Origin of the sequence: Streptomyces termitum (genome assembly GCF_014650175.1) — a bacterium.
GTDB lineage: Bacteria > Actinomycetota > Actinomycetes > Streptomycetales > Streptomycetaceae > Streptomyces > Streptomyces termitum.
In genome coordinates, this window is sequence record NZ_BMUL01000004.1 from 1 (window position 1) to 25977 (window position 25977).

24 protein-coding genes are annotated in these 25977 nt (G+C 74.2%); 20 read left to right on the forward strand and 4 right to left on the reverse strand.

The genetic code is table 11. The features are described from left to right. The 3 genes from IE219_RS08610 to IE219_RS08620 form a co-directional block, all read left to right on the forward strand. Window positions 1-3636, forward strand: a 3636-nt coding sequence (locus tag IE219_RS08610; protein ID WP_189975996.1) for an RHS repeat domain-containing protein, incomplete at its 5' end; no start/stop codon positions are given. Window positions 3637-3816: 180 nt separating this feature from the next. Continuing rightward, a complete protein-coding gene (locus IE219_RS08615) occupies window positions 3817-4893 on the forward strand; it encodes an ABC transporter permease (RefSeq protein ID WP_189975997.1) in 1077 nt (358 codons plus the stop codon). Further along, the gene (locus IE219_RS08620) at window positions 4890-5570 is read left to right on the forward strand and encodes an ABC transporter ATP-binding protein (protein ID WP_189975998.1); all 681 of its coding nucleotides are present in this window, start codon (window positions 4890-4892) and stop codon (window positions 5568-5570) included. Before IE219_RS08615 ends, IE219_RS08620 begins: the two co-directional genes overlap by 4 nt. 73 nt (window positions 5571-5643) lie before the next feature. On the opposite strand, the gene IE219_RS08625 is transcribed toward IE219_RS08620, so the two are convergent. After that, window positions 5644-6447 carry an IclR family transcriptional regulator gene (locus IE219_RS08625; RefSeq protein ID WP_189975999.1) on the reverse strand — a complete coding sequence of 268 codons (804 nt, stop codon included), beginning with the start codon at window positions 6445-6447 and terminating at the stop codon, window positions 5644-5646. A gap of 326 nt (window positions 6448-6773) precedes the next feature. On the opposite strand from IE219_RS08625, the gene allB reads away from it, so the two are divergent. Both allB and alc read left to right on the forward strand, forming a co-directional pair. Continuing rightward, window positions 6774-8111, forward strand: a complete 1338-nt coding sequence (gene allB / locus IE219_RS08630; RefSeq protein WP_189976000.1) for an allantoinase AllB — start codon at window positions 6774-6776, stop codon at window positions 8109-8111. 3 nt (window positions 8112-8114) lie between these two features. Then, window positions 8115-9230 (forward strand): allantoicase, encoded by a 1116-nt coding sequence (alc, locus tag IE219_RS08635; RefSeq protein WP_189976001.1) that lies wholly within the window; start codon window positions 8115-8117, stop codon window positions 9228-9230. 253 nt (window positions 9231-9483) lie between these two features. On the opposite strand, the gene IE219_RS08640 is transcribed toward alc, so the two are convergent. Continuing rightward, complete coding sequence (locus IE219_RS08640; RefSeq protein ID WP_189976002.1) at window positions 9484-10224, reverse strand: SDR family NAD(P)-dependent oxidoreductase; 741 nt, start codon at window positions 10222-10224, stop codon at window positions 9484-9486. Window positions 10225-10404: 180 nt separating this feature from the next. Here IE219_RS08640 and IE219_RS08645 point away from each other — a divergent pair, with 180 nt between their 5' ends. Beyond that, window positions 10405-11016, forward strand: a complete 612-nt coding sequence (locus IE219_RS08645; protein ID WP_189976003.1) for a dihydrofolate reductase family protein — start codon at window positions 10405-10407, stop codon at window positions 11014-11016. A gap of 126 nt (window positions 11017-11142) precedes the next feature. Beyond that, window positions 11143-12075: a DMT family transporter gene (locus tag IE219_RS08650; RefSeq protein WP_189976390.1), complete on the forward strand. Its 933-nt coding sequence runs from the start codon at window positions 11143-11145 to the stop codon at window positions 12073-12075. A 41-nt stretch (window positions 12076-12116) separates the two neighbouring features. On the opposite strand, the gene IE219_RS08655 is transcribed toward IE219_RS08650, so the two are convergent. Then, window positions 12117-12335: a hypothetical protein gene (locus IE219_RS08655; RefSeq protein ID WP_189976004.1), complete on the reverse strand. Its 219-nt coding sequence runs from the start codon at window positions 12333-12335 to the stop codon at window positions 12117-12119. A 144-nt stretch (window positions 12336-12479) separates the two neighbouring features. Between IE219_RS08655 and IE219_RS08660 the strand changes: the two genes are divergently transcribed. From IE219_RS08660 to IE219_RS08670, 3 genes are read left to right on the forward strand one after another with little or no spacing between them, the layout of a single operon-like run. Further along, entirely contained in the window at window positions 12480-13691 is a 1212-nt protein-coding gene (locus tag IE219_RS08660; protein ID WP_189976005.1) for a sensor histidine kinase, read from the forward strand. After that, complete coding sequence (locus IE219_RS08665; protein ID WP_189976006.1) at window positions 13688-14374, forward strand: response regulator transcription factor; 687 nt, start codon at window positions 13688-13690, stop codon at window positions 14372-14374. Before IE219_RS08660 ends, IE219_RS08665 begins: the two co-directional genes overlap by 4 nt. A 10-nt stretch (window positions 14375-14384) precedes the next feature. Beyond that, window positions 14385-14819 carry a PaaI family thioesterase gene (locus IE219_RS08670; protein ID WP_189976007.1) on the forward strand — a complete coding sequence of 145 codons (435 nt, stop codon included), beginning with the start codon at window positions 14385-14387 and terminating at the stop codon, window positions 14817-14819. On the opposite strand, the gene IE219_RS08675 is transcribed toward IE219_RS08670, so the two are convergent. Beyond that, on the reverse strand, window positions 14816-15847 hold the full coding sequence (locus tag IE219_RS08675) for a Gfo/Idh/MocA family protein (RefSeq protein ID WP_189976008.1): 1032 nt from the start codon (window positions 15845-15847) through the stop codon (window positions 14816-14818). The two genes, IE219_RS08670 and IE219_RS08675, sit on opposite strands and share 4 nt — an antisense overlap. Window positions 15848-15987: 140 nt before the next feature. On the opposite strand from IE219_RS08675, the gene IE219_RS08680 reads away from it, so the two are divergent. From IE219_RS08680 to IE219_RS08725, 10 genes are all read left to right on the forward strand, one after another. Continuing rightward, a complete protein-coding gene (locus IE219_RS08680; RefSeq protein ID WP_308434019.1) occupies window positions 15988-16701 on the forward strand; it encodes a GntR family transcriptional regulator in 714 nt (237 codons plus the stop codon). 96 nt (window positions 16702-16797) lie between these two features. Continuing rightward, the gene (locus IE219_RS08685) at window positions 16798-17829 is read left to right on the forward strand and encodes a sugar ABC transporter substrate-binding protein (protein WP_229849667.1); all 1032 of its coding nucleotides are present in this window, start codon (window positions 16798-16800) and stop codon (window positions 17827-17829) included. Further along, the gene (locus IE219_RS08690; protein ID WP_189976011.1) at window positions 17826-18881 is read left to right on the forward strand and encodes an ABC transporter permease; all 1056 of its coding nucleotides are present in this window, start codon (window positions 17826-17828) and stop codon (window positions 18879-18881) included. Before IE219_RS08685 ends, IE219_RS08690 begins: the two co-directional genes overlap by 4 nt. Next, window positions 18878-19672 (forward strand): ATP-binding cassette domain-containing protein, encoded by a 795-nt coding sequence (locus tag IE219_RS08695; protein ID WP_189976012.1) that lies wholly within the window; start codon window positions 18878-18880, stop codon window positions 19670-19672. The genes IE219_RS08690 and IE219_RS08695 overlap by 4 nt, the downstream gene beginning before the upstream one ends. A 36-nt stretch (window positions 19673-19708) precedes the next feature. Further along, complete coding sequence (locus IE219_RS08700; RefSeq protein WP_189976013.1) at window positions 19709-20872, forward strand: ROK family glucokinase; 1164 nt, start codon at window positions 19709-19711, stop codon at window positions 20870-20872. After that, complete coding sequence (locus IE219_RS08705) at window positions 20869-21471, forward strand: hypothetical protein (RefSeq protein WP_373298800.1); 603 nt, start codon at window positions 20869-20871, stop codon at window positions 21469-21471. Before IE219_RS08700 ends, IE219_RS08705 begins: the two co-directional genes overlap by 4 nt. Before the next feature lie 15 nt (window positions 21472-21486). Beyond that, complete coding sequence (locus IE219_RS08710; protein WP_189976014.1) at window positions 21487-22899, forward strand: DEAD/DEAH box helicase; 1413 nt, start codon at window positions 21487-21489, stop codon at window positions 22897-22899. A 115-nt stretch (window positions 22900-23014) separates the two neighbouring features. Then, the gene (gene pcaDC, locus IE219_RS08715; protein ID WP_189976015.1) at window positions 23015-24289 is read left to right on the forward strand and encodes a bifunctional 3-oxoadipate enol-lactonase/4-carboxymuconolactone decarboxylase PcaDC; all 1275 of its coding nucleotides are present in this window, start codon (window positions 23015-23017) and stop codon (window positions 24287-24289) included. A gap of 52 nt (window positions 24290-24341) precedes the next feature. Then, the gene (locus tag IE219_RS08720; protein WP_189976016.1) at window positions 24342-24974 is read left to right on the forward strand and encodes an MBL fold metallo-hydrolase; all 633 of its coding nucleotides are present in this window, start codon (window positions 24342-24344) and stop codon (window positions 24972-24974) included. 83 nt (window positions 24975-25057) lie between these two features. Then, window positions 25058-25837, forward strand: a complete 780-nt coding sequence (locus IE219_RS08725) for an exodeoxyribonuclease III (protein WP_189976017.1) — start codon at window positions 25058-25060, stop codon at window positions 25835-25837. The last annotated feature ends 140 nt before the right edge of the window (window positions 25838-25977 follow it).

Consider the following 25977-nt stretch of genomic DNA (forward strand, 5'->3'; position numbering starts at 1 on the left):
ACCGAGGTGAGCCGCGGTTTCGACGCGTACGGGATGGTCTCCACGGAGTCCTCCACCGGCGACACCGCCAAGCCCGGCGACGAGAAGTGTGTCACCACCACCTATGCCCGCAACACCGGGGCGAACATCCTCGACAAGGTCAGCCGGGTCGAGACCGTCGCCGTGTCCTGCGGCGCGGCGGTCTCCCGTCCCGCCGACGTCATCGACGACACCCGCACCTTCTACGACGGCGGCACCTTCGGCGCCGCGCCCACCCGGGCCATGGTCACCCGCACCGAGCGGATCAACGGCAAGGGCGACGGCTACGACCCGGTGGCCACCACCCCGTCCCTCTGCGGCACCGGCGGCACCCAGCTCTGCTACGACGCCTATGGACGCACCCTGGCCGGCGCGGACGCCTACGGGAACGTCACCAAGACCTCCTACGCCCCCGCCACGGGCGAGATCCCGACCACGATCACCGTCACCAACCCCAAGGGGCACGTGACGACCACCGTGGCCGACCCGCTCCGCGCCCAGGCCACCCAGGTCACCGACGCCAACGGCAAGATCACCACCACCGCGTACGACCCGCTCGGCCGGGCCGTCAAGGTGTGGCAGCCGACCCGCTCGGCCGCCACCTACCCCGACTCGCCCAGTTACGCCTTCGAGTACCTCGTCCGGCGCGACGGCCCGATCGTCGTCACCACCAGGGCGCTCACCCACGACAGCAAGTACGACGTCACCTACTCCTTCCAGGACGGCCTGCTGCGCGAGCGGCAGACCCAGATGGAATCGCCGGACCTCGCGGGACGCCTCGTCACCGAGACCTTCTACGACACCCGCGGCCTGGTGTGGCGCAACTCCGGGTCCTTCTTCGCCACCGGAGCTCCCGAACCCGTCCTGGTCACCGGGCAGGACCTGAACTACCCGGCCTCCACGGACACCCTGTACGACGGCGCGGGCCGGGTCACGGCGGTGATCGCGCGGAAGTACGGCGACGAGACCAAGCGCACCACCACCGCGTACACCGGCGACACCACCACCATCGTCCCGCCGAAGGGCGGCACCGCGACCACCACGGTCAAGGACGCCCTCGGCCGCACCACGGAGGTCAGGGAGTACACCGACGCCGCCCGCACCGCCTCCCAGTCGACGTCCTACCGCTTCGACAAGCGGGGCCGGGTCGACCGCATCACCGACCCGACGGGCGCCGTGTGGACGTACGGCTATGACGTCCGCGGCCGGCGGACCGAGTCCGTCGACCCCGACAAGGGCACGACCCGCACCACCTACGACAAGGGCGACCGGGCCACGGACGTCACCGACGCCCGCCCGACCACCCTGCACACCTCCTACGACGAGCTCGGCCGCAAGGTCTCGCTCACCTCGGGCGCGGCGACCCTCGCCACCTGGGAGTACGACACCGTCGCCAAGGGCCAGCTCTCCAAGGCCACCCGCTACGAGGGCTCCGCCGCCTACCAGACCTCGGTGACCTCGTACAACAGCCTCTACCAGCCGGTGGTCACCCAGCTGACCGTCCCGGCCTCCGAGGGCGCCCTGGCCGGCACGTACAAGTGGACGACCTCCTACAACCCCAACACCGGCCAGGTGATGTGGACCCAGCACCCCGCCATCGGCGGACTGCCGGCGGAGAAGGTCGCCAACACGTACACCCCGGTGCACGGCCTGCTCAACACCGTCGGCGCGGGCTCCGACGCGCTCGTGTCGGCGAACACCTACGACCACTACGGCCGCAACACCCGGCAGGAGCTCGGCGCCTTCGCCCAGCACGTGTGGGTCAGCAACGAGTACGACGAGCACACCGGCGCCCCGCTGCGGCGCTACGTCGACCGCGAGGTCGCCCCGCAGCGCGTCGAGGACACCGCCTTCGGCTACGACGCCGCGGGCAACATGACCTCGCTCGCCACCGGCTACGGCCAGGGCACGGGCCGCACCACCGACACCCAGTGCTTCGCGCTCGACGCCCTGCGCCGGATCACCGAGGCGTGGACCAACACCGGCACGGCCTGCGCCGCCGCCCCGTCGGGCACGGCCGTCGGCGGCGAGAACCCCTACTGGACGACGTACACCTACGACGCCGTCGGCAACCGGAAGACCGAGACCAGGCACAAGACGCCCTCCGGTCCCACCGCCGACACCGTCCGCACCTACGCCGCCCCGACCGCAGGCACGCACGACCTGCCCAAGGTCACCCAGACCGGCACCGACCCGCGCGAGGAGACCTACACCTACGACGCGGCCGGCAACACCCGGACCCGCACCATCGGGTCCGCCGCCCAGCAGACGCTCGCCTGGAACGACGAGGGACGGCTCGCTTCCGTCACCCAGGGCGCGAACGTCAGCTCGTACATCTACACCACCGAGGGGCAGCGCCTGGTCAAGAAGGACTCCACCGGCACCACGATCACCCTGCCCGCGGGCAACGAGGTGCGGCTCGACAAGGCCGGGAAGGTCACCGGCACCCGCTACTACACGGCCGACGCGAAGATCGTCGCCCTGCGCACCGGCGGCAAGCTGCTCTTCACCCTGTCCGACCACCACGGCACCGGCACGGTCCAGATCACGGCCGACGCCGCCCAGACCGTCACGCGCCGCAAGACCTCCCTCTTCGGCGAGGCCCGCGGCCCCCAGCCCACCGGCTGGACCGGCGACAAGGGCTTCATCGGCGGCACCCGGGACGCCGACTCCGGGCTCACCCACATCGGTGCCCGCGAGTACGACCCCGCCATCGGCCGCTTCGTCTCGGTCGACCCGATCCTGGAGGCCGACAAGCCGCAGACCATGAACGGCTACGGCTACGCGGGCAACAACCCCGTGACCTTCTCCGACCCGACCGGCGAGGCGTTCGAGGAGTGCGTCAACGGCATGTACCGCTGCAAGGGCGGTACGGAGATCATCAGCAAGGGCAGCCGCTACGACGAGATCGTGGAGCAGAACAAGGCGTCGGAGCGCCAGCAGCACCAGGCCGTCGCCGACGAGCAGCGCCGGCAGGAACTCGGCCGACGGGTCAACGCCGCCTACCGCTCCGGCGGGAACTGGAAGGGCGAGACGATCCTGAACCCGGACGCCACGCAGATCGTCACCATGTGGTTCGTCGGGATCACCCCGAGCGCCTACCACTTCGACGAGCGCGACAAGTTCACCGCCGGGGTCCAGCAGCACATCTGGATGGACGTGGTCCGCAGGTACCTGCGGATGCGACAGGGCACCAAGGTCGGCGACACGATCAAGGGCCTGGACTACAAGACCACGTACGGCGCCAAGATGAACGGCATCCCGCTGAAGCTGCTCATGGCCGGCGAACTCGCCGACTTCGCCGCCTACTACGGCGGTGACGAGGGGTCCATCGAGGGCGCCACCCGCGCCACCCTCGGCTCCTTCAACCTGAAGGCGACCGTGAGCGAGTACCAGAGCCTGAGCAAGACCGCGAAGGTCGACTTCGAGCTCACGCAGAAGATGACCGTCGAGTCGCTGACCCGGGGCGTCTCCGAGGAGGGATACAAGGGCGGGGCCAAGGAGGGACCCGCGGTCGCGGTGTCCGACGGGGCGCGCGCGGTGTTCCCGGGCGGTCAGCGCGAGCTGAGGTTCACCGTCACCTGGAGCGAGTCGCTCCCGATGGCGATCACCCCGTAGCGAACGGGGCGAACCGCCCCCGCGCCGACCGCCCCGGCGGCGCGCGGAGACACGGTCCCGGCGGGCCGGAGGGAACACCTCCGGCCCGCCGGGTCGTTCCCGGACTCAACCGAAAGTTTGACCCGGGAGCCATCCGTGGCGCGATGCCCGCGGCGGGCCCGGCCCAGCAGGCTTGGCCTCATGTTCGTGGCATGGAGAGACCTGAGATTCGCCAAGGGGCGGTTCGCCCTCATGGGCACGGTGATCGTGCTGATCACCCTGCTCGTGGGGCTCCTTTCCGGGCTGACGGCCGGACTCGCGCGGGAGAACGTCTCCGCGATCACCGGCCTGCCCGCCGATCGGATCGCCTTCGCCGCCCCGCCGGCCGGGCAGTCCGTCTCCTTCACCAACTCCACGGTGACGGAGAAGCAGTGGACCGGCTGGGCGGGCCGGGACGGGGTGACCGCCGCCGCGCCGCTCGGCATCCGCACCCTCAACGCGACCGCGGGCGACCGCACCGCCGCCGTCTCCGCCTTCGGCACGGAGCCGGACGACGGGCTCGCCCCGGCCCCGGTCGCCCCCGGCCGGACCGTCCTCTCCGCGTCCGCGGCGAAGGAGCTCGACGCGGAGGTGGGGGAGACCGTCCGGCTCGGGCCGCTCGACGTCACCGTCTCCGCCGTCGCCGGGGACGCCTCGTACAGCCACACGCCGGTCGCCTGGACCTCCCTCGACGACTGGCAGCGGCTCGGCCACAGCGGCACCACCACCGAGGAGCAGGCGACGGTGATCGCGCTGCGCGGCGACGGCGCCGACTGGGCGGCCGGTGACGCGGCGGCCGGAACCGAGGCGCGGACCGTCGACGGCGCCCTCACCGCCATAGGGTCCTACCAGGCCGAGAACGGCTCCCTCCAGCTCATGCGCGGCTTCCTCTTCGTGATCTCCGCGCTGGTCATAGGGGCCTTCTTCACCGTCTGGACCATCCAGCGCAGCGGTGACGTCGCCGTCCTCAAGGCACTCGGCGCCTCCACCGGCTACCTGCTGCGCGACGCCCTCGGCCAGGCCGTGCTCATGCTGGTCGCCGGCACCCTGCTGGGCACCGGCCTCGCCCTCGGCATCGGCCTCCTGGTCAGCGGCGGCGACGTGCCCTTCGTCCTCGCGCCGCTCACCGTCCTCGGCCCGGCCGCCGTGATCATCGTCCTCGGGGCCGTCGGCTCCGCCCTGTCCATCCGGCGGATCACCGCCGTCGACCCCCTCACCGCGCTCGGGAGCGCCCGATGAGCCTCGCACTCGAAGCCGTGACCCTCACCTACCCGGACGGCGACGGGCGGCTCACCGCCCTCGACGAGGTCTCCCTCACCGTCCCGGCCGGCCGCCTCACGGCCGTCGTCGGCCCCTCCGGCTCCGGCAAGTCCAGCCTCCTCGCGGTCGCCGCGACCCTCGTCACCCCCGACCGGGGCCGGGTCGTCGTGGCCGGGACCGACACCGCCGGGCTCGACCGGGCGGGCCGGGCGGCGCTGCGCCGGGACACGATCGGCATCGTCTTCCAGCAGCCCAACCTGCTGCCCTCGCTGACCGCCCTGGAACAGCTCCAGGTGATGGCCCACCTGGCGGGCCGCCCGCCCGCGTCGGTACGGGACCGGGCCATGGGCCTGCTCGACGCGGTCGGCCTCGCGGACCGGGCCGGCCGCCGCCCGCACCAGCTCTCCGGCGGCCAGCGCCAGCGCGTCAACATCGCGCGGGCGCTCATGAACGAGCCCGCCGTGCTCCTCGTCGACGAGCCGACCAGCGCCCTCGACCACGAGCGGGGGGCGGCGGTCGTCGCCCTCCTCACCGAGCTGACCCGGACCCGGGGCACGGCGACGGTCCTGGTCACCCACGACCACGCGCACCTGGCCGGGGCGGACGAGACGGTCACGGTCCACGACGGCCGGCTGACCCGCCCGGCGACGGTGTAGCACCCCCTCGTACGCGGACGGGCCCGCACCCCTTCTCCAAGGGGTGCGGGCCCGTCCGCGTGTGCCGGTGGGGTCAGTGCTGGCCGTTGGCGGTGTTGGCGAGGGCCGTGGAGAGCTCGCGGGCGACCTGCTGGAGGATCGGCACGATCTTCTCCGTCGCCGCCTCGGTGACCCGCCCGGCGGGCCCCGAGATGGAGATGGCCGCCGCGGTGGGGGAGTCGGGGACGGAGACCGCGAGGCAGCGGACTCCTATCTCCTGCTCGTTGTCGTCGACGGCGTAGCCGGCGTCCCGGACCGCCGCGAGCGCCGCGAGGAAGCCGTCGGCCGTGGTGATGGTCTTCTCGGTCGCGGCCGGCATGCCGGTGCGGGAGAGCAGGGCGCGCACCTCGTCGTCCGGGGTGTGCGCGAGGAGTGCCTTGCCGACGCCGGTGGAGTGCGGCAGCACCCGGCGGCCGACCTCGGTGAACATGCGCATGGAGTGCTTGGACGGCACCTGCGCGACGTACACGATCTCGTCGCCGTCGAGGAGCGCCATGTTCGCCGTCTCGCCGGTCTCCTCGACGAGCCGCGCCAGGTAGGGGCGGGCCCAGGTGCCGAGGAGGCGGGAGGCGGACTCGCCGAGGCGGATCAGCCGGGGGCCGAGCGCGTACCGCCGGTTGGGCTGCTGGCGGACGTAGCCGCAGGCGACGAGGGTGCGCATGAGGCGGTGGATGGTGGGCAGCGGCAGTCCGCTGCTGGCGGAGAGCTCGCTCAGCCCGACCTCGCCGCCGGCGTCGGCCATCCGTTCCAGGAGGTCGAAGGCGCGCTCGAGGGACTGGACGCCGCCGCTCGCGGCGGGCTTGGCGGCGTCGGTGGTGCTGGCGCTGGACGTCGGCACGGCAACGGTCCTTTCGGGGCAGGCGGGCAAGGCAGCAGCCTACCGGTCCACGGCGCCGGACCCGGTGTGCGGGGCCCGGCGTACGGGCCGGTCAGCGGGGTGTTTGTCCGGTGTCGGCGGCTGGTCGGCGGGGGTCTGGGGCGCTCCGCCTGTGCGGAGCTACCTTCTACTGTACGAAATCAGGATTCCACTTTGTGGAAACGTCCAAGTGGGGATGGTCGCACTCCGGCGGGCGGGGGCGCCCTTGACGGCTGTCTCTTCCCGGCCGCAGACTCCTTCAACAGTTCGTTGAAATTCTGCTTCGTGGAAGTGGAGCGGGAAGGGGCATGGTGGACGTCAACCTGGTACTGCGCTCGACGCGTGTCGTCACCCCGGAGGGGACGCGGCCGGCGGCCGTGGCCGTGTCGGGCGGGACGATCGCCGGGGTGTGGCCCTACGAGGCCGGGGTTCCGGCGGGCGCGCGGCTGGAGGACGTCGGCGACGACGTCGTGCTGCCGGGTCTGGTCGATTCCCACGTGCACGTGAACGACCCCGGCCGCACCGAGTGGGAGGGGTTCTGGACCGCGACGCGCGCGGCGGCGGCGGGCGGCATCACGACCATCGTGGACATGCCGCTGAACTCGCTGCCGCCGACGACGACGGTGGAGAACCTGCGGGTGAAGCAGGACGTGGCCCGGTCGAAGGCGCACGTGGACGTGGGCTTCTGGGGCGGCGCGCTGCCCGACAACGTCAAGGACCTGCGGCCCCTGCACGACGCGGGCGTCCACGGCTTCAAGTGCTTCCTGTCGCCGTCGGGCGTGGACGAGTTCCCGGAGCTGGACCAGGAGCAACTGGCGTCGTCGCTGGCGGAGATCGCCGGGTTCGACGGGCTGATGATCGTCCACGCCGAGGACCCGCACCACCTGGCCGCCGCCCCGCAGAAGTCCTCGACCGCCTACGCGGACTTCCTGGCCTCGCGCCCCAGGGACGCGGAGAACACCGCGATCCAGAACCTGATCGACCAGGCCCGCCGCCTCGGCGCCCGGGTCCACGTCCTGCACCTGTCCTCCTCGGACGCGCTGGAGCCGATCGCGGCGGCGAAGGCCGAGGGCGTGAAGATCACCGTCGAGTCCTGCCCGCACTTCCTCACGCTGACGGCGGAGGAGATCCCGGACGGGGCGACGGAGTTCAAGTGCTGCCCGCCGATCCGCGAGGCCGCCAACCAGGACGCGCTGTGGCAGGGCCTGGCCGACGGGGTCATCGACTGCGTCGTGTCCGACCACTCCCCGTCCACGGCGGACCTGAAGACGCCGGACTTCTCCTCCGCGTGGGGCGGCATCTCCTCGCTCCAGCTGGGGCTGCCCGCGATCTGGACCGAGGCCCGGCGCCGCGGCCACGGCCTGGAGGACGTGGCGCGCTGGATGTCCGCCGGCCCGGCCCGGCTCGCCGGACTGGACCGCAAGGGCGGCATCGAGGCGGGCAAGGACGCCGACTTCGCGGTCATCGACCCCGAGGCGACGTTCACCGTCGACCCGGCCGGGCTCCAGCACCGCAACCGGATCACCGCCTACGCGGGCAAGACCCTCCACGGCGTGGTCAAGGCGACCTGGCTGCGCGGCGAGAAGATCAACGACGGCGGCACCCTCACCGACCCCAGCGGCCTGCTCCTGGAAAGGAACAACTGACCCGTGACCGGCATACCCTCCTTCACCGGCGACGCCAGCCCCTACGGCGGCGGCGACCCGTACGCCGACTACCGCACGGCCGAGTTTCCCTTCGCCCACTACGCGGACCTCGCCGACCGCCGCCTCGGCGCCGGTGTGATCGCCGCCAACGACGAGTTCTTCGCCGAGCGGGAGAACCTGCTCAAGCCCGGAGCCGCCGAGTTCGACCCCGAGCACTTCGGCCACAAGGGCAAGATCATGGACGGCTGGGAGACCCGCCGCCGCCGGGGCGCCTCCGCCGCCGAGCCGCACCCCGCCGCCGAGGACCACGACTGGGCCCTCGTCCGGCTCGGCGCCCCCGGCGTGATCCGGGGCATCGTCGTCGACACCGCCCACTTCCGGGGCAACTACCCGCAGGCCGTCTCCGTCGAGGCCGCCTCCGTGCCCGGCTCGCCCTCGCCCGAGGACCTCCTCGCCGACGACGTGAAGTGGACGGTGCTCGTCCCGCGCACCGCCATCGGCGGCCACGCGGCCAACGGCTTCGCGGTCGACGCCGAGCAGCGCTTCACCCACCTCCGCGTCAACCAGCACCCGGACGGCGGCATCGCCCGCCTCCGCGTCCACGGCGAGGTCGCCCCCGACCCGGCGTGGCTGGGCGTGCTCGGCACCTTCGACCTCGCCGCGCTGGAGAACGGCGGCCGGGTCGAGGACGCCTCCGACCGCTTCTACTCGCCCGCCACCCACACCATCCAGCCGGGCAGGTCCCGCAAGATGGACGACGGCTGGGAGACCCGCCGCCGCCGCGACAAGGGCAACGACTGGATCCGCTACGCGCTCGTCGCCGAGTCCGCGATCCGCGCCGTCGAGATCGACACCGCCTACCTCAAGGGCAACAGCGCGGGCTGGGCGGCCCTCTCCGTCGCCGCCGAGGGCTCGGACGACTGGACCGAGATCCTGCCCCGGACCCGCCTCCAGCCCGACACCGACCACCGCTTCGTGCTCGACGCGCCGGCGGTCGGCTCCCGGGTCCGGATCGACATCTACCCCGACGGCGGCATCTCCCGCCTCCGCCTCTTCGGCTCGCTGACGGAGACGGGCGCGGCCGCGCTCGCCGCCCGCCACCGGGAACTGGGCGGCTGACCCGCCGCCGTACGAGGACCCCGGGGGACCGGACCGGCCGACACCGGCCGTCCCCCGGAACGACCCCGGGGGCCCCGGCCCGCCGGGGACGGGACCGGACGCGCTCCGGTCCCGCCGACCGGGCGGGCACGACACCCCGCCCGGCGCGCGGGGCGCACCGACCCGACAGCACCGGTGCGCCCCCGCGCCCCCTTCTTTTGTACGGCTCCGAGCCCCCGGGCCCCCGTTCCCGTATGGTCCCGGTCCGCGGGGTTCAGGCCGCGTACCCGCCGTCCACCGACAGTTCGGCGCCCGTCACGTACCGGCCCTCCGGTCCCGCCAGGTAGGCGACCGCCGCCGCCACCTCGTCCGGGGTGCCGAAGCGGCCCAGCGCCGTCAGCGCCGCCTGGCCCGCCGCGTGCGGCCCGTCCGCCGGGTTGAGGTCGGTGTCGACCGGGCCCGGGTGGACGACGTTCGCCGTGATCCCGCGCCCGCCCAGCTCCCGGGCCAGCGCCCGGTTCAGCCCGGTCAGCGCCGACTTGCTCATCGCGTAGAGCGTGCCGCCGGGGCTCGCCGCCCGCAGCGTCACGCAGCTGCCGACGGTGATGATCCGGCCGCCGTCCGGGAGCCGCTCCGCCGCCGCCCGCGCGGCGAGGAAGACCCCCCGGACGTTGACCGCGAGGACCCGGTCCACGTCGGCGAGGGTGAGGGCGGCCAGCGGGCCGAGCACCCCGATCCCCGCGTTGTTGACGAGGACGTCGAGCCGCCCCAGGTCGTCGGCCGCGCGGTGCACCGCGCCCGCCGCGTCCCCGGCGTCGGCCGCGTCGGCGCGCAGCGGCAGGGCCCGCCGGCCGAGCGCCTCCACCCGGGCCGTCACCTCCTTCGCCGCCGCCTCGTCCCGGACGTAGGTGAAGGCCACGTCCGCGCCCTCCGCCGCGAGCCGGACCGCCGTCGCCGCGCCGATGCCCCGGCTCCCGCCGGTGACCAGTGCCGTCTTCCCGTTCATCGTGGACATCGCTGCCTCTTCCCTCGGTTCCGCTTCCCACAACTGGTTGCGAATTCAAGGAAATACGGCGGCGGGCGCCCCCGCTGGCGGCTATCGGACGGCGAGATCGCCGCCGCACCGATGAATTCCGCCGCCGGGCCCGGTCAGCACAGGTGAAGCACGACGGACCGGACCCCGAAAGGCAGCACCATGGCCACCCTGAGCCTCACCCAGTTCCTCACCCTCGACGGCGTCCACCAGGCCCCCGGCGGCCCCGAGGAGGACGCCTCCGGGGGCTTCCCGCACGGCGGCTGGTCGGTGCCGTACGGCGACGAGGACTTCGGCCGCTTCATGGACGGCGTCTTCACCCGCCCCACCGCCTTCCTCCTCGGCCGCCGCACCTACGAGATCTTCGCCTCCTACTGGCCGCTGCGGACCGACGCCGACGACCCCGTCGCGAGCAAGCTCAACGCCCTGCCCAAGTACGTCGCCACCACCACCCTCGACTCCGCCGACTGGGCCGGCACCACCCTGCTGCGCGGCGACGTCCCCACCGAGGTCGCCGCGCTCAAGGAGCGGCTCGACGGCGAGATCCAGGTCCACGGCAGCGGCGGCCTCGCCCACACCCTCCTCGACCACGACCTCGTCGACACCCTCCACCTGCTGGTCTTCCCCGTCGTCCTCGGCACCGGCCGCCGCCTCTTCCCCGAGGGCTCCCGCCCGGCCGCCTTCCGGCTCGTGGAGGCGGGCACCACCGCCGCCGGAGTCGCCCTCCACACCTACGCGCGCGCGGGCCGCCCCACGTACGGCAGTTACGCCTGAACCGGAGCGCCCGCCACCCCGTGAAACGGCCGTGACCCAAGGGGCGCCCGCCGGGTACCGTGAGCGCTCCCCGTGCGAGCCGCCGACGTCTCCACCCCGTCCGCAGAGCTGGAGACCCGGACCGAGATGGCCGCTTCCCCGTCGTTCGCCGCACCCGTCCCCCTCGGCGCCCCGCGCCGCGCCTGGCTCACCGACCTGCCGCTGCTGCTGGTCGCCGTTTTCTGGGGCGGCAGCTACCTCGCCGCCAAGGGCATCACCACCGGCCACACCGTCGTCGCGGTCCTCGTGCTGCGCTTCGCGCTGGTGGTGCCCGTCCTGGTCGCCGCCGGGCTGCGCGGGCTGCGCGCGCTGACCGGCGCCCAGTGGCGCGGCGCCGCCGTCCTCGGCGCGATCCTCGCCGGGATCTTCCTCCTGGAGACGTACGGCGTCGTCCACACCTCCGCCACCAACGCGGGCCTGATCATCAGCCTCACCATGATCTTCACCCCGCTCGCGGAGGCCGCCGTCACCCGCACGCGCCTCGCGCCCGGCTTCCTCGGCGCCGCCGGGCTCTCCGTCACCGGCGTCGTCCTGCTCACCCAGGGCGCGGGCTTCACCACCCCCTCCCTCGGCGACCTGCTGATCCTGCTCGCCGCCCTGGGCCGTACCGCCCACGTCCTGGCGATGGCCCGGATCAAGGCCGTCCGGTCGGCCGACTCGCTCTCCCTCACCACGGTCCAGCTCGGCACCGCCGTCCTCGTCTTCGCCGTCCTCGCCGCCACGGGCGACGGCGCGAGCCCCTGGTCGGCCGCGCTCGGCTTCGGCCCCCGGGAGTGGGCGGGCCTGGTCTTCCTCTCCGTCTTCTGCACGCTCTTCGCGTTCTTCGTGCAGATGTGGGCGGTACGCCGCACCTCCCCGTCCCGGGTCAGCCTGCTGCTCGGCACGGAACCGCTCTGGGCCGCCGTCGCGGGCATCGCCCTGGCCGGCGACCGCCCCGGTCCGCTCGGCCTCGCGGGCGCGCTCCTGGTCCTCGGCGGCACCGCCTGGGGCCGCCGCACCGCCGACACGGACGGCCGATAGGCCCCCGCGCCCCCTACCAGGAGGGGGCGCGGGGGCACGGGTCACTTCTCCACCCGGTCCGAGGCGATCATCACGGCCACGCCGAGGACGGCGATCACGATGTTCACGAAGACCTCCCGGCCCGCCATGAACCCCACGTTCTCGGTCAGGAACCGCGTCACCCCCATGAACGAGAACCAGCCGTCGGTCAGCTCGCGGATCACCCCGCACACCCCGAACACGGCGAGCAGGAAACCGGACACCTCAAGGAATTTCTTCATGGGACGATCTTGGACGCGACCTCCGGTCGGCCGCGTCCGCCTCCGGTCCACCCGCCCGCTACCCAAGTAGCGATCTCCGCGACTTAAGTAGCGGGCGGGCGCTCCGGGCCGGTGGGCAGGGGTCCGGCTGCGTACATTGCGACCATGACGCGTACGGTCCGGCACCGCTGGCTGCTCCCCTCCCACCTGGTCGAACCGGACGGTGCCGGGGCCGGCCGGCCGCGCCGCACCGTCCGCGACTGGACCGTCGACGTCCTGATCTTCCTGCTGGCCGCCGGCTTCGGACTCCTCGCCGTCGACGCCAGCGCCCGCTACGACGGCGAGGCCCTGGTCCTCACCGACCAGATCGTCGGCGCGCTCGCCTGCTGCGCGCTCTGGCTGCGCCGCCGCGCCCCCGTCGCCGTCGCCGCCGTCCTCGCGGTCACCGGCGCCCTCGTCCCGGCCGCCGCCGGAGCCATGCTCGCCGCCCTGTTCAGCGTCGCCGTCCGGCGGCCCTTCCGGGACATCGCCTGGATCCTCGCCCTCGCCCTCGCCGGGGCCGTCGGCACCGTCTTCGTCCGCCCCGACCCCGAGACCGGCGCCGTCCTCGGCATCACCCTCGGCTGCGTCCTCACCCTCCTCGCCGCCGCCTGGGGCATGCTCGTACGGGCCCGCCGCCAGCTCGTCGAGGCGCTGCGCGAACGCGCCGAACGCGCCGAGGCCGAGGCCGAACTGCGCGCCGCCCAGGCCCAGCGGCTCGCCCGCGAGGCCATCGCCCGCGAGATGCACGACGTCCTCGCCCACCGGCTCACCCTGCTCAGCGTCCACGCCGGCGCCCTGGAGTTCCGCCCCGACGCCCCGCCCGCGCAGATCGCCCGCGCCGCCGGTGTCATCCGGGACAGCGCCCACGAGGCCCTCCAGGACCTCCGCGAGATCATCGGCGTCCTGCGCGCCCCCGGCGACGAGGGCGGCGGGGACCGGCCGCAGCCCACCCTCGCCACCCTCGGCGCCCTCGTCGACGAGTCCCGCGCGGCCGGCATGCGGGTCCGGCTCGACTCCACCCTCGACGACCCCGGCGCGGTTCCCGCCGCCACCGGCCGCACCGTCTACCGCATCGCCCAGGAAGCCCTGACCAACGCCCGCAAGCACGCCCCCGGCACCGAGGTGACCGTCCTCCTGCGCGGCCGGCCCGGCGACGGCCTCACCGTCGAGGTCCGCAACCCGGCCCCCGACGGGGAGGTGCCGCACGTCCCCGGCTCCGGCCAGGGCCTCATCGGCCTCTCCGAGCGCGCCGCCCTCGCCGGCGGCCGCCTCGACCACGGGACCGCCCCCGGTGGCGGGTTCGCCGTCACCGCCTGGCTACCGTGGCCCCCATGACGATCCGGCTGCTCGTCGTCGACGACGACCCCCTGGTCCGCGCGGGCCTCTCCCTGATGCTCGGCGGCTCCGACTCCCTGGAGATCGTCGGGGAGGGCACCGACGGCAGCGAGGTCCCCGGCCTCGTCGACCGGCTCGTCCCCGACGTCGTCCTCATGGACATCCGGATGCCGCGCGTCGACGGCCTCACCGCCACCGAGCGGCTGCGGGCCCGGCCCGGCGCCCCCGAGGTCATCGTCCTCACCACCTTCCACGCCGACGAGCAGGTGCTGCGCGCCCTGCGGGCCGGCGCCGCCGGCTTCGTCCTCAAGGACACCCCGCCCGCCGAGATCTTCGCCGCCGTCCACCGGGTCGCCGCCGGGGACCCGGTGCTCTCCCCGGCCGTCACCCGCCAGCTGATGCGCCACGTCACCGACCGGCCCGAGACCCCGCCCCGGCGGCCCGCCGCCGCCGAACGGCTCGCCGGACTCTCCGCGCGCGAACGGGAGATGGCGCTCGCCGTCGGCCAGGGCGCCTCCAACGCCGAGATCGCCACCCGGCTCTACATGAGCGTCCCCACCGTCAAGACCCACGTCTCCCGGCTGCTCGCCCGCCTCGGCCTCAACAACCGGGTCCAGATCGCCCTCCTCGTCCACGACGCCGGTCTCCTCGACGAGACCCCCGACGGCGCTACCGGCGAGTAGGGTGACGCGGATGACCGACACCGACGCAGCCCCCGCCGCCGACCCCCTCGCCCTCGCGCGCGGCATCCTGCGGGCCCAGCCCTTCAGCCGCCTCGTCGGCGCCGACGTCACCGCCTTCGGCGACGGCGGCGCCACCCTGGAACTCCCGATCCGCGAGGACCTGCGCCAGCAGAACGGCTTCGTGCACGGCGGAGTCCTCTCCTACGCCGCCGACAACGCCCTCACCTTCGCCGCCGGCACCGTCCTGGGCCCCTCGGTCCTCACCGCCGGCTACTCCATCGACTACGCCCGCCCCGCCACCGGCGTCCTCCTGCGCGCCCGCGCCGAGGTCCTGCACGCCGGCCGCCGCCAGGCCGTGGTCCACTGCCGGCTGCTCACCGTCGACGAGCACGGCACCGAGACCCTCTGCGCCCTCGCCCAGGGCACCGTCCGCGCGGTCGGCTAGACCTCGGGGGAAGGCCCTCCGCCAAGCCCCCGGGGCACGCCCTCCACCCGCACCGGCCGTCCCTCCCGCCGGGAGCGCTCGCACGCCTCCGCGATCCGCAGGGCCGCCAGCGCCTCCCGGCCGTCGCACGGATTGGGGCCCTCGCCCCGCGCCAGCCGTACGAAGGCGTCCAGCTCCGCCTCGTACGCGGGCGCGAACCGCTCCAGGAAACCCGGCCACGGCTTCACCGGAGCGCCCGGCCCGTGCGGCTCCACCGAGGTCAGCGGGGTCCGCTCGTCCAGGCCCACCGCGATCTGCGCCCGCTCGCCCGCCAGCTCCATCCGCACGTCGTACCCCGCGCCGTTGCACCGGGTCGCCGTCGCCGTCACCAGCGCCCCGTCGTCCAGGACCAGCAGCGCCGCCGCCGTGTCCACGTCCCCCGCCTCCCGGAACACCGCCGGGCCCGCGTCCGCGCCGCGCGCGTACACCTCCACCACCTCCCGGCCGGTCACCCAGCGCACCACGTCCGCGTCGTGCACCAGACAGTCCCGGAACAGCCCGCCGGACAGCGGCAGGTAGGCGGCGGGCGGCGGCTCCGGGTCCGAGGTCACCGTCCGCACCGTGTGCAGCCGCCCGAGCCGCCCCGACCGGACCGCCTCCCGCGCCGCCGCGTACCCCGCGTCGAACCGCCGCATGAAACCCAGCTGGAGCTCGGTGCCCGCCTCCTCGACCGCCGCCAGCGCCGCCAGCGTCCCCGGCACGTCCAGCGCGATCGGCTTCTCGCAGAAGGCCGGCAGCCCGGCCCGCGCCGCCCGCGCGATCAGCTCCGCGTGCGCCGCCGTCGCCGAGGCGATCACCACCGCGTCCGGACCGGCCGCCAGCACCGCCGCCGCGTCCGCCACCGCCTCCGCGCCCACCGACCCCGCCACCGCGGCCGCCCGCGCCGGATCGGCGTCGGCCACCACCAGCGAGCCGACCCGCGGATGCCGGGCGAGGACGCCCGCGTGGAAACTCCCGATCCGGCCCGTACCGATGAGTCCGATGCGCATGGCCCCACCGTGGGCCGCCCGCCCAGCGGTGTCAAGGCATGTCAGGACAAGCGGACGCGACTCCTTCCCGGCGCCCCGGAGCGGGGCTACCCTGCCCTCTCGTGGCCCCGCCGTCCGGATCCCCCCTGCCGCCCCTCTCCGTGGACCGCGCCAGCCCGGTCCCGCTCCACTCCCAGCTGGCCCGGCAGCTGGAGCGGGCCGTCGCCGACGGGACGCTGCCGCCCGGCACCCTCCTCGGCAACGAGATCGACCTCGCCGGCCGCCTCGGCCTGTCCCGGCCCACCGTCCGCCAGGCCCTGCGGACCCTCGTCGACAAGGGGCTCCTCGTCCGCCGCCGGGGCGTCGGCACCCAGGTCGTGCACTCCCGGGTCCGCCGCCCGCTGGAGCTGAGCAGCCTCTACGACGACCTGGAGGCGGCCGGCCACCGCCCCGGCACCCGCCTCCTCGTCGACCGCCTCGAACCGGCCACCGGCCCGGTCGCCGCCGCCCTCGGCCTCCCCGAGGGCACCGAGGTCCACTACCTGGAACGGCTCCGCACCGCGCACGGCGCGCCCGTCGCCCGCCTCCGCAACCACCTGCCCGCCGGCCTCGTCGACACCGCCGGCCTGGAGTCCACCGGCCTCTACCGCCTGCTGCGCGCCGCCGGACCCGCCCTGCACACCGCCCGCCAGTCCATCGGCGCCCGCGCCGCCGCCCCCGAGGAGGCCGCGCTCCTGGACGAGGAGCCCGGCGCGCCGCTCCTCACCATGGAGCGCACCACCTTCGACACCACCGGCCGGGCCGTCGAGTTCGGCTCCCACCTCTACCGGGCCGGCCGCTACTCCTTCGAGTTCCAGTTGATGGTCCGTCCGTAGGGCCGGAGCCCGGGGACGGGCCCCCGGGCGAGCGCCGCGACCCGCATGACCGATACTGCAATGCACGCAGAAGGACATAAAGGAGGGCACGACCTCGTGACCAGGCTTCGGACAGGGCTTCGGACAGGAGGGGGACGCGCCGCCGTCGGCGCCGTGCTCGCGCTCGCGCTCACCGGCGCGCTCGCCGGGTGCAGCAGCACGGGCGGCAAGCGCGCGGAGGACGCCCGCAAGGCGGCCGCCGCCCAGGGCCGGTCGGCCGTGGACACCCCCCGCTGGACCGTCGCGATGGTGACCCATTCGGGCGACGGCGACACCTTCTGGGACATCGTCCAGAACGGTGCCGAGCAGGCCGCCGCCAAGGACAACATCAACTTCCTCTACGCCCACAGCGACGAGGCCCAGCAGCAGGCGCAGCTGATCGACTCGTACGTCGCCAAGGGCGTCGACGGGCTGATCGTCACCCTCGCCAAGCCCGACGCCATGAAGGCGTCCGTGGCGAAGGCCGTCAAGGCCGGCATCCCGGTGATCACCGTGAACTCGGGCGCCGAGCAGTCCAAGGCGTTCGGCGCGCTCACCCACATCGGGCAGGACGAGACCGTCGCCGGCCAGGCCGTCGGCGAGGAGCTCGACAGGCGGGGCAGGAAGAAGGCCCTCTGCGTCCTGCACGAGCAGGGCAACGTCGGCCACGAGCAGCGCTGCGCCGGCACCGAGGAGACCTTCGGCGGCGAACTCGTCAACCTCTACGTCGACGGCACCAACATGCCCGACGTGAAGGCGTCCATCGAGGCCAAGCTCCAGGCCGACAAGGGCATCGACTCCGTCGTCACCCTCGGCGCCCCCTTCGCCGACGCCGCCGTCCAGGCCGCGAAGAGCGCCGGCAGCACGGCCGAGATCGACACCTTCGACCTCAACGCCAAGGTCGCCGCCGCCCTGGAGGCCGGCACCCTCGGCTTCGCCGTCGACCAGCAGCCCTACCTCCAGGGCTACGAGGCCGTCGACCTGCTCTGGCTCTACCGCTACAACGCCGACGTCCTCGGCGGCGGCAAGCCCGTCCTCACCGGCCCGCAGATCATCACCAAGGACCAGGCCGGCGCCCTGAAGCGGTACACGGAGCGGGGGACCCGATGAGCACCACCGCCCCGCCACCGGACGGCCTCGACCACGTCGACGAACGGCTGCTGCGCACCAGCCCCCTGAAGAAGCTCCTCGCCCGCCCCGAGCTGGGCTCGGTCGTCGGCGCGATCGCCGTCTTCGTCTTCTTCTCGCTCGTCGCCGACAGCTTCCTGCGCCCCTCCAGCCTCGGCACCGTCCTGTACGCCGCCTCGGTCCTCGGCATCATGGCCGTCCCGGTGGCGCTGCTCATGATCGGCGGCGAGTTCGACCTCTCCGCCGGCGTCCTGGTGACCAGCTCCGCCCTGGTCTCCTCGATGTCCAGCTACCAGATGACCGCGAACGTGTGGGTCGGCGTCGGCGTCTCGCTCCTGGTCACCCTGGCCATCGGCGCCTTCAACGGCTTCATGCTCACCCGCACGAAGCTGCCCAGCTTCATCATCACGCTCGGCACCTTCCTCATGCTCACCGGCCTCAACCTGGGCCTCACCAAACTCATCGCCGGCACCGTCTCCACCAAGTCGATCGCCGACATGGAGGGCTTCCCCTCCGCCCACGCCCTCTTCGCCTCCACCCTCACCGTCGGCGGCGTCGAGCTCAAGGTCACCATCCTGTGGTGGCTCGCCCTGGTCGCGGTCGCCACCTGGATCCTGCTCAGGACCCGCTTCGGCAACTGGATCTTCGCGGTCGGCGGCGGCGCCGACGCCGCCCGCGCGGTCGGCGTCCCCGTCCACCGCACCAAGATCGGCCTCTACATGGGCGTCGCGTTCTGCGCCTGGATCTCCGGCCAGCACCTGCTGCTCTCCTTCGACGTCGTCCAGTCCGGCGAAGGCGTCGGCAACGAGCTGATCTACATCATCGCGGCCGTCATCGGCGGCTGCCTGATCACCGGCGGCTACGGCTCCGCCATCGGCTCCGCCGTCGGCGCCCTCATCTTCGGCATGACCAGCAAGGGCATCGTCTACGCCGAGTGGAACCCCGACTGGTTCAAGTTCTTCCTGGGCGCGATGCTGCTCCTCGCGACCCTCCTGAACGCCTGGATCCGCAAGCGCGTGGAGGCCACCAAGTGACGACCGACACCGCCCCCCTGGTGGAGCTGGACGACGTCTCCAAGTACTACGGCAACATCCGCGCCCTCGAAGGGGTCTCCCTGGAGGTCCGGGCCGGCGAGATCACCTGCGTCCTCGGCGACAACGGCGCCGGCAAGTCCACCCTCATCAAGATCGTCGCCGGGCTGCACCGGCACGACGCCGGCACCTTCCGCATCGAGGGCGAGGAGGTCGCCCTCGCCAACCCGCGCGACGCCCTCGACCGGGGCATCGCCACCGTCTACCAGGACCTCGCCGTCGTCCCCCTGATGCCGGTCTGGCGGAACTTCTTCCTCGGCTCCGAGCCCACGAAGGGCAAGGGCCCCCTCCGCCGCCTCGACGTCGACCTGATGCGCGCCACCACCCGCGAGGCGCTGCTGCGCATGGGCATCGACCTGCGCGACGTCGACCAGCCCATCGGCACCCTCTCCGGCGGCGAGCGGCAGTGCGTGGCCATCGCCCGCGCCGTCCACTTCGGCGCCAGGGTCCTCGTCCTCGACGAGCCGACCGCCGCCCTCGGCGTCAAACAGTCCGGGGTCGTCCTCAAATACGTGGCCGCCGCCCGCGACCAGGGCCTCGGCGTGGTCCTCATCACCCACAACCCCCACCACGCCTACCTCGTCGGCGACCGCTTCGTGCTGCTCAAGCGCGGCACGATGGCCGCGAGCCACACCAAGGGCGAGGTCACCCTCGACGAGCTGACCCGGCAGATGGCCGGCGGCAGCGAGCTCGACGACCTCCGCCACGAACTGGAGCGGCCCGCCGCTTCGTGACGCGGACCCGACGCCGCGCCTGGCAGAATCGATCCGATGAGTACCTACCGTGACCCCGCCGCCCGGGGAGGCGTCCTGCGGACCGTCGGGACCCGCGAGCGGCGCTCCCACCTGTCGGCGCCCCGGGTGCCGACGGTGGGCATCGACATCGGCGGCACCAAGGTGATGGCGGGCGTCGTCGACGCCGACGGCACCATCCTGGAGAAGATCCGCACCGAGACCCCCGACAAGTCCAAGAGCCCCAAGGTCGTCGAGGACACCATCGCCGACCTGGTCCTCGACCTCTCCGACCGGCACGACGTGCACGCCGTCGGCATCGGCGCGGCCGGCTGGGTCGACGCCGACCGGGCCAGGGTCCTCTTCGCCCCCCACCTCGCCTGGCGCAACGAACCCCTCCGGGACGCCCTCCAGGACCGCCTCGCCGTCCCCGTCATGGTGGACAACGACGCCAACACCGCCGCCTGGGCCGAATGGCGCTTCGGCGCCGGCCGGGGCGAGGACCACCTCGTCATGATCACCCTCGGTACCGGGATCGGCGGCGCCATCCTGGAGGACGGCAAGGTCAAGCGGGGCAAGTACGGCGTCGCCGGAGAGTTCGGCCACATGCAGGTCGTGCCCGGCGGCCACCGCTGCCCCTGCGGCAACCGCGGCTGCTGGGAGCAGTACAGCTCCGGCAACGCCCTGGTCCGCGAGGCCCGCGAGCTGGCCGCCGCCGACTCCCCGGTCGCCCACGAGATCATCGAGCGGGTCAAGGGCCACGTCCCCGACATCACCGGCCCCCTCATCACCGAGCTGGCCCGCGAGGGCGACGCCATGTGCGTCGAACTGCTCCAGGACATCGGCCAGTGGCTCGGCGTCGGCATCGCCAACCTCGCCGCCGCCCTCGACCCCTCCTGCTTCGTCATCGGCGGCGGCGTCTCCGCCGCCGACGACCTGCTCATCGGCCCCGCCCGGGACGCCTTCCGCCGCCACCTCACCGGCCGCGGCTACCGCCCGGAGGCCCGCATCACCCGCGCCCAGCTCGGACCCGAGGCCGGCATGGTCGGCGCCGCCGACCTCGCCCGCCTCGTCGCCCGCCGCTTCCGCCGCGCCAACCGGCGCCGGGTCGAGCGGTACGAGAAGTACGAGCGCTACGCGCAGGCGTTCCGAGCCGGCGCGCACGGACGCGCCTCCCGCACCCCCGAGGACCCCGCCACATGACCCCGCACCCCCCGCCCGCCGCTCCCCCCGAGGAGCGCCTCCCCGAGCAGCGGACCGCCGCCGGGCGGATGCCCGAGGACCGGGGCCACATGATCCGCCGCCGCTGGCTGACGGCGGTCATCATCGTCCTCCTCGTCGGCATCCCCGCCGGCTACCTGGTGATCTCCGCCGGGCAGAGCCGGGCCAGCGGCCTCGACAAGGAGCGCGAGTCCTCCGCCGTCGGCCTCCAGGACAACTGGCCCTCGCTGATGAAGCGCCGGGTCTTCGAGGTGCCCGTCCCCCCGGACGCCTTCGCCGTCGCCTACTACGAGACCAGCAACTGGAAGACCAGCCGCCTGTACGTGCACTTCACCACCAGCGCCGGCGGCCTCGACACCTTCCTCGCCGAGTCGGGCACCAGCCGCTCCGCCCTCGCCCCCGGCCGGGTCACCGTCTCCGCGCGCGACGCGGGCATCGCCGGCTGGACCTTCACCGACGGCACGGCCTGGTCCGGCGCCACCGTCACCCGCGAGGGACCCCGCCCGACCACCGACATCACGGTCGACCTGACGGACCCGGCCTTCCCCCGCGTCTTCGTGGTCTCCACCACCAGCCCCTGACCCGCAAGGGACCCCATGAACACCGCAGCGCCCCGCCCCGCCCCCGACGCCTCCGCCGCCTCGGCCACCCCCGACGCCTCCGCCGCGCCCGCCTCCTTCGACGCGTTCGACCTTCCCGCCGGGATACGGCGGCTGCTCACCGAGCGGGGCATCGAGACGCCCTTCCCGATCCAGGCCGCCACCCTCCCCGACGCGCTCGCCGGACGCGACGTCCTGGGCCGGGGCCGCACCGGCTCCGGCAAGACCCTCGCCTTCGGCCTGCCGCTCCTGGTCCGCACCGCCGGCCGGCGCGCCGAGGCCCGCAAGCCCCGGGGCCTCGTCCTCGTCCCCACCCGCGAGCTGGCCCAGCAGGTCACCGACGACCTCGCCCCGTACGCCGCAGAGCTGGGCGTGCGGCTCGCCACCGTCGTCGGCGGCATGTCGATCGGCCGGCAGGCCACCGCGCTCCGGGAGGGCGCCGAGGTCGTCATCGCCACCCCCGGCCGCCTCATGGACCTCGTCGAGCGCAAGGACGTCCGCCTCGACCGGGTGACGGCCACCGTCCTCGACGAGGCCGACCAGATGGCCGACCTGGGCTTCACCGACCAGGTCACCGCCCTGCTCGACCTGGTGCCCGCCGACGGCCAGCGGCTGCTCTTCTCCGCCACCCTCGACCGGAACGTGGACCTCCTCGTCGAGCGCTACCTGCACGACCCGGTCTCCCACTCCGCCGACCCCGCGGCCGCCGCCGTCGCCACCATGGAGCACCTCGTCCTCCAGGTCCACGGCCCCGACCGGTTCGCCGTCGCCACCGAGATCGCCGCCCGCGACGGCCGCGTGATCATGTTCCTGGCCACCAAGGCCGCCGTGGACCGCTTCACCGCCCACCTCCTCGGCAGCGGTGTCCGCGCCGCCGCCCTGCACGGCGACAAGTCCCAGCCGCTGCGCACCCGCACCCTGGAGCGCTTCCGCACCGGCGAGGTGACCGTCCTGGTCGCCACCAACGTCGCCGCGCGCGGCATCCACGTCGACGAGATCGACCTCGTCGTGAACGTCGACCCGCCCGCCGACCACAAGGACTACCTGCACCGGGGCGGCCGCACCGCCCGCGCCGGCGAGTCCGGCACCGTCGTCACCCTGGTCCTGCCCGACCAGCGCCGCGACGTGCTGCGCCTGATGGCCGACGCGGGCCTGCGGCCCCAGGTCACCCGGGTCCGCTCCGGCGAGGCCGAGCTCAGCCGCCTCACCGGCGCCAAGGCCCCCTCCGGCGTCCCCGTCCCCGGCAGCGGCGCCAGTGCCGAGCGCCCCCGGCGCGGCGGCGCCGCCTTCCGGGGCATGGGCACCGTCCCCGGCAAGCCCGGCCGCGCCAAGAACGAGTCCCGCCGCTCCGCCGAGGACCGCAAACTCGCCGAGGCCCGCAAGGCCGCCCGCGTCCGCCGAGGCCACTGACCCCCACCGGCCCCCCTCCCCGGCTCCCTTCCGGCCCCCGCCACGCGGCCCGCGCGGGGCGGCGAATCCCGCCCCGCCGCCCCGCCGGGGCCGAAAGGATGAGAGGGTCTGGCGAGTGAGTGAGACACCGACGCACACCCTGCAATACCGAGTCGACGGGCCCGAGGACGCGCCCGTCCTGGTCCTGGGCCCCTCGCTGGGCACCACCTTCCACATGTGGGACCGGCAGATTCCCGACCTGATCCGGGAGCGGCGGGTCGTCCGCTTCGACCTGCCCGGCCACGGCGGCGCCCCGGCCCAGCCCTTCACCTCCGTCGCCGAACTCGGCGACCGGCTGCTCGCCGTCCTCGACGGCCTCGGCGTCCAGCGCTTCGGCTACGCCGGCTGCTCCCTCGGCGGGGCCGTCGGCCTCGACCTCGCGCTGCGCGCCCCGCACCGGGTCGCCTCCCTGGCGCTGGTCGCCACCGCGCCCCGCTTCGGCACCGCCGACGAGTTCCGCCAGCGCGGCGTCATGGTCCGCACCAACGGCCTGGAGCCGGTGGCCCGCACCGCGCCCGAGCAGTGGTTCACCCCGCACTTCGCCGCCAACCAGCCCGCCATCGTCGACTGGGCCGTCCAGATGGTGCGCACCACCGACGCCGGCTGCTACGTCGCCGCCTGCGAGGCCCTCGCCGTCTTCGACGTACGGGCCGCGCTCGGCAGCATCGGCGTGCCCGCGCTGGTCCTGGTCGGCTCCGAGGACCGGGTCACCGGCCCCGCCGAGGCCCGCACCCTGGTCGCCGGGATCGCCGACGCCAAGCTGGCCGTCGTCCCCGGCGCCTCCCACCTCGCCCCGGTCGAGCAGCCCGCCGCCGTCACCGACCTGCTCCTGGAGCACTTCTCGGCGACCGCCCACGAGACCAGCGGCACCCTCGCGGTCCCGCCGCCGCTCGCCCCGCCGCCGGCCGTCCCGGCCGAGCCCGCCTCGGCCGCCGTCCCCGCGCCCGGCGACGCCGAGGAGGCGCCGGCCGGCCGCCCCGACCCGTACGAGAAGGGGCTCGGGCTGCGCCGCGAGATCCTGGGCGACGCCCACGTCGACCGGGCCCTCGCCGACCCCGGCGCCGCCGACCTCCAGGAACTGCTCACCCGCTACGCCTGGGGCGAGGTGTGGGCCAGGGAGGGCCTCGACCGGCGCACCCGCAGCGTTGTCACCCTCACCGCCCTCGTCGCGGGCGGGCACCGGGAGGCGCTCGCCGACCACACCAGGGCCGCGCTGCGCAACGGCCTGTCGCCGGCCGAGATCCGCGAGATCGTGCTGCACACCGCCGTCTACTGCGGCCTCCCGGCCGCCGAGACCGCGCTCGGCACCGTCGGCCGGGTGATCGACGAGGAGACCACCCCGCCGGCGTGAGCCGACGGCCGTGTCCGCGCCGGGCCCGCACGCCCGGCGTAGGGTTGACCGCGTGAAGCTGACGAAGAAGTCCCACGCCTGCGTCCGGCTGGAGAAGGACGGGCGGACGCTCGTCCTCGACCCCGGGATGTTCACGGAGGAGGACGCGGTGCGCGGGGCCGACGCGCTCCTCGTGACCCACGAGCACCCGGACCACTTCGACGAGGGCCGGCTGCGCGCCGCCCTCGACGCCGATCCGGCCGTCGAGCTCTGGACCCTGCGCAGCGTGGCCGACCGGCTGTCCGCGGCCTATCCGGGCCGGGTGCGCACCGTCGGCCACGGCGACGCCTTCACCGCCGCCGGCTTCGACGTCGAGGTCCACGGCGAGCTGCACGCCGTCATCCACCCGGACCTCCCGCGCGTCACCAACGTCGGCTTCCTCGTCGACGGCGCGGTCTTCCACCCCGGCGACGCCCTCACCGTCCCGGACCGTCCGGTGGACACCCTGCTGCTGCCGGTCATGGCCCCGTGGAACAAGATCTCCGAGGTGATCGACTACGTCCGCGAGGTGCGGCCGCGGCGCGCGTACGACATCCACGACGCGCTCCTGACCGATCTGGCCCGGCCGATCTACGACGGGCAGATCGGGGCCCTCGGCGGCACCGACCACCGCCGCCTCGCCCCCGGGACCTCCGCCGACGTCTGAGCCACCGGCGTCCGGGCCGCCGTCGCCCGGGGCCGTCCCCGTCCGGGCCGCCGTTGTCGGTGGCCGCCAGTAGGGTGGGCACCATGCGCATCGCCACCTGGAACGTCAACTCGATCACCGCCCGACTGCCCCGGCTGCTGGCCTGGCTGGAGAGCAGCGGCACCGACGTGCTGTGCGTCCAGGAGACCAAGTGCGCCGCCGAGCAGTTCCCCGTGGAGGAACTGCGCGCGCTGGGCTACGAGTCGGCGGTCAACGCCACCGGCCGGTGGAACGGCGTGGCGCTGGTCTCCCGCGTCGGCTTCGAGGACGTCGTCACCGGCCTGCCCGGCGGACCCGAGTACGACGGCGCGCAGGAGCCCCGCGCGATCTCCGCCACCTGCGGCCCGCTCCGCCTCTGGTCGGTCTACGTGCCCAACGGCCGGGAGGTCGACCACCCGCACTACGCCTACAAGCTGCGCTGGCTGGAGGCGCTGAAGGAGGCCGTCGCCGGGGACGCGGCGGGCGAGCGCCCCTTCGCCGTGCTCGGCGACTACAACATCGCCCCGGCCGACGAGGACGTCTGGGACCGCTCGGTCTTCGAGGGCGGCACCCACGTCACCGAGCCCGAGCGGGCCGCCCTCGCCGCCCTGCGCGCCACCGGCCTCTCCGACGTCGTCCCGCGCCCCCTCAAGTACGACCACCCCTACACGTACTGGGACTACCGCCAGCTCGCCTTCCCCAAGAACAAGGGCATCCGCATCGACCTGGTCTACGGCAACGAGCCGTTCGCCGGTGCCGTGAAGGACAGTTACGTGGACCGCGAGGAGCGCAAGGGCAAGGGCGCCTCGGACCACGCCCCGGTCGTCGTCGACCTCGACCTCTGACCGCCCCGGTCCGTCCCCCCGGCCCGTCCCTCGGCCACCCGGTCCGTCCCCGGCCCATCCCTCCGGCCACCCGGTCCGTCCCCGGCCCGGTCACTTGGTCAGGCCCGGCCACCCGGCCCGGCCCGGGGGACGGACCAGGG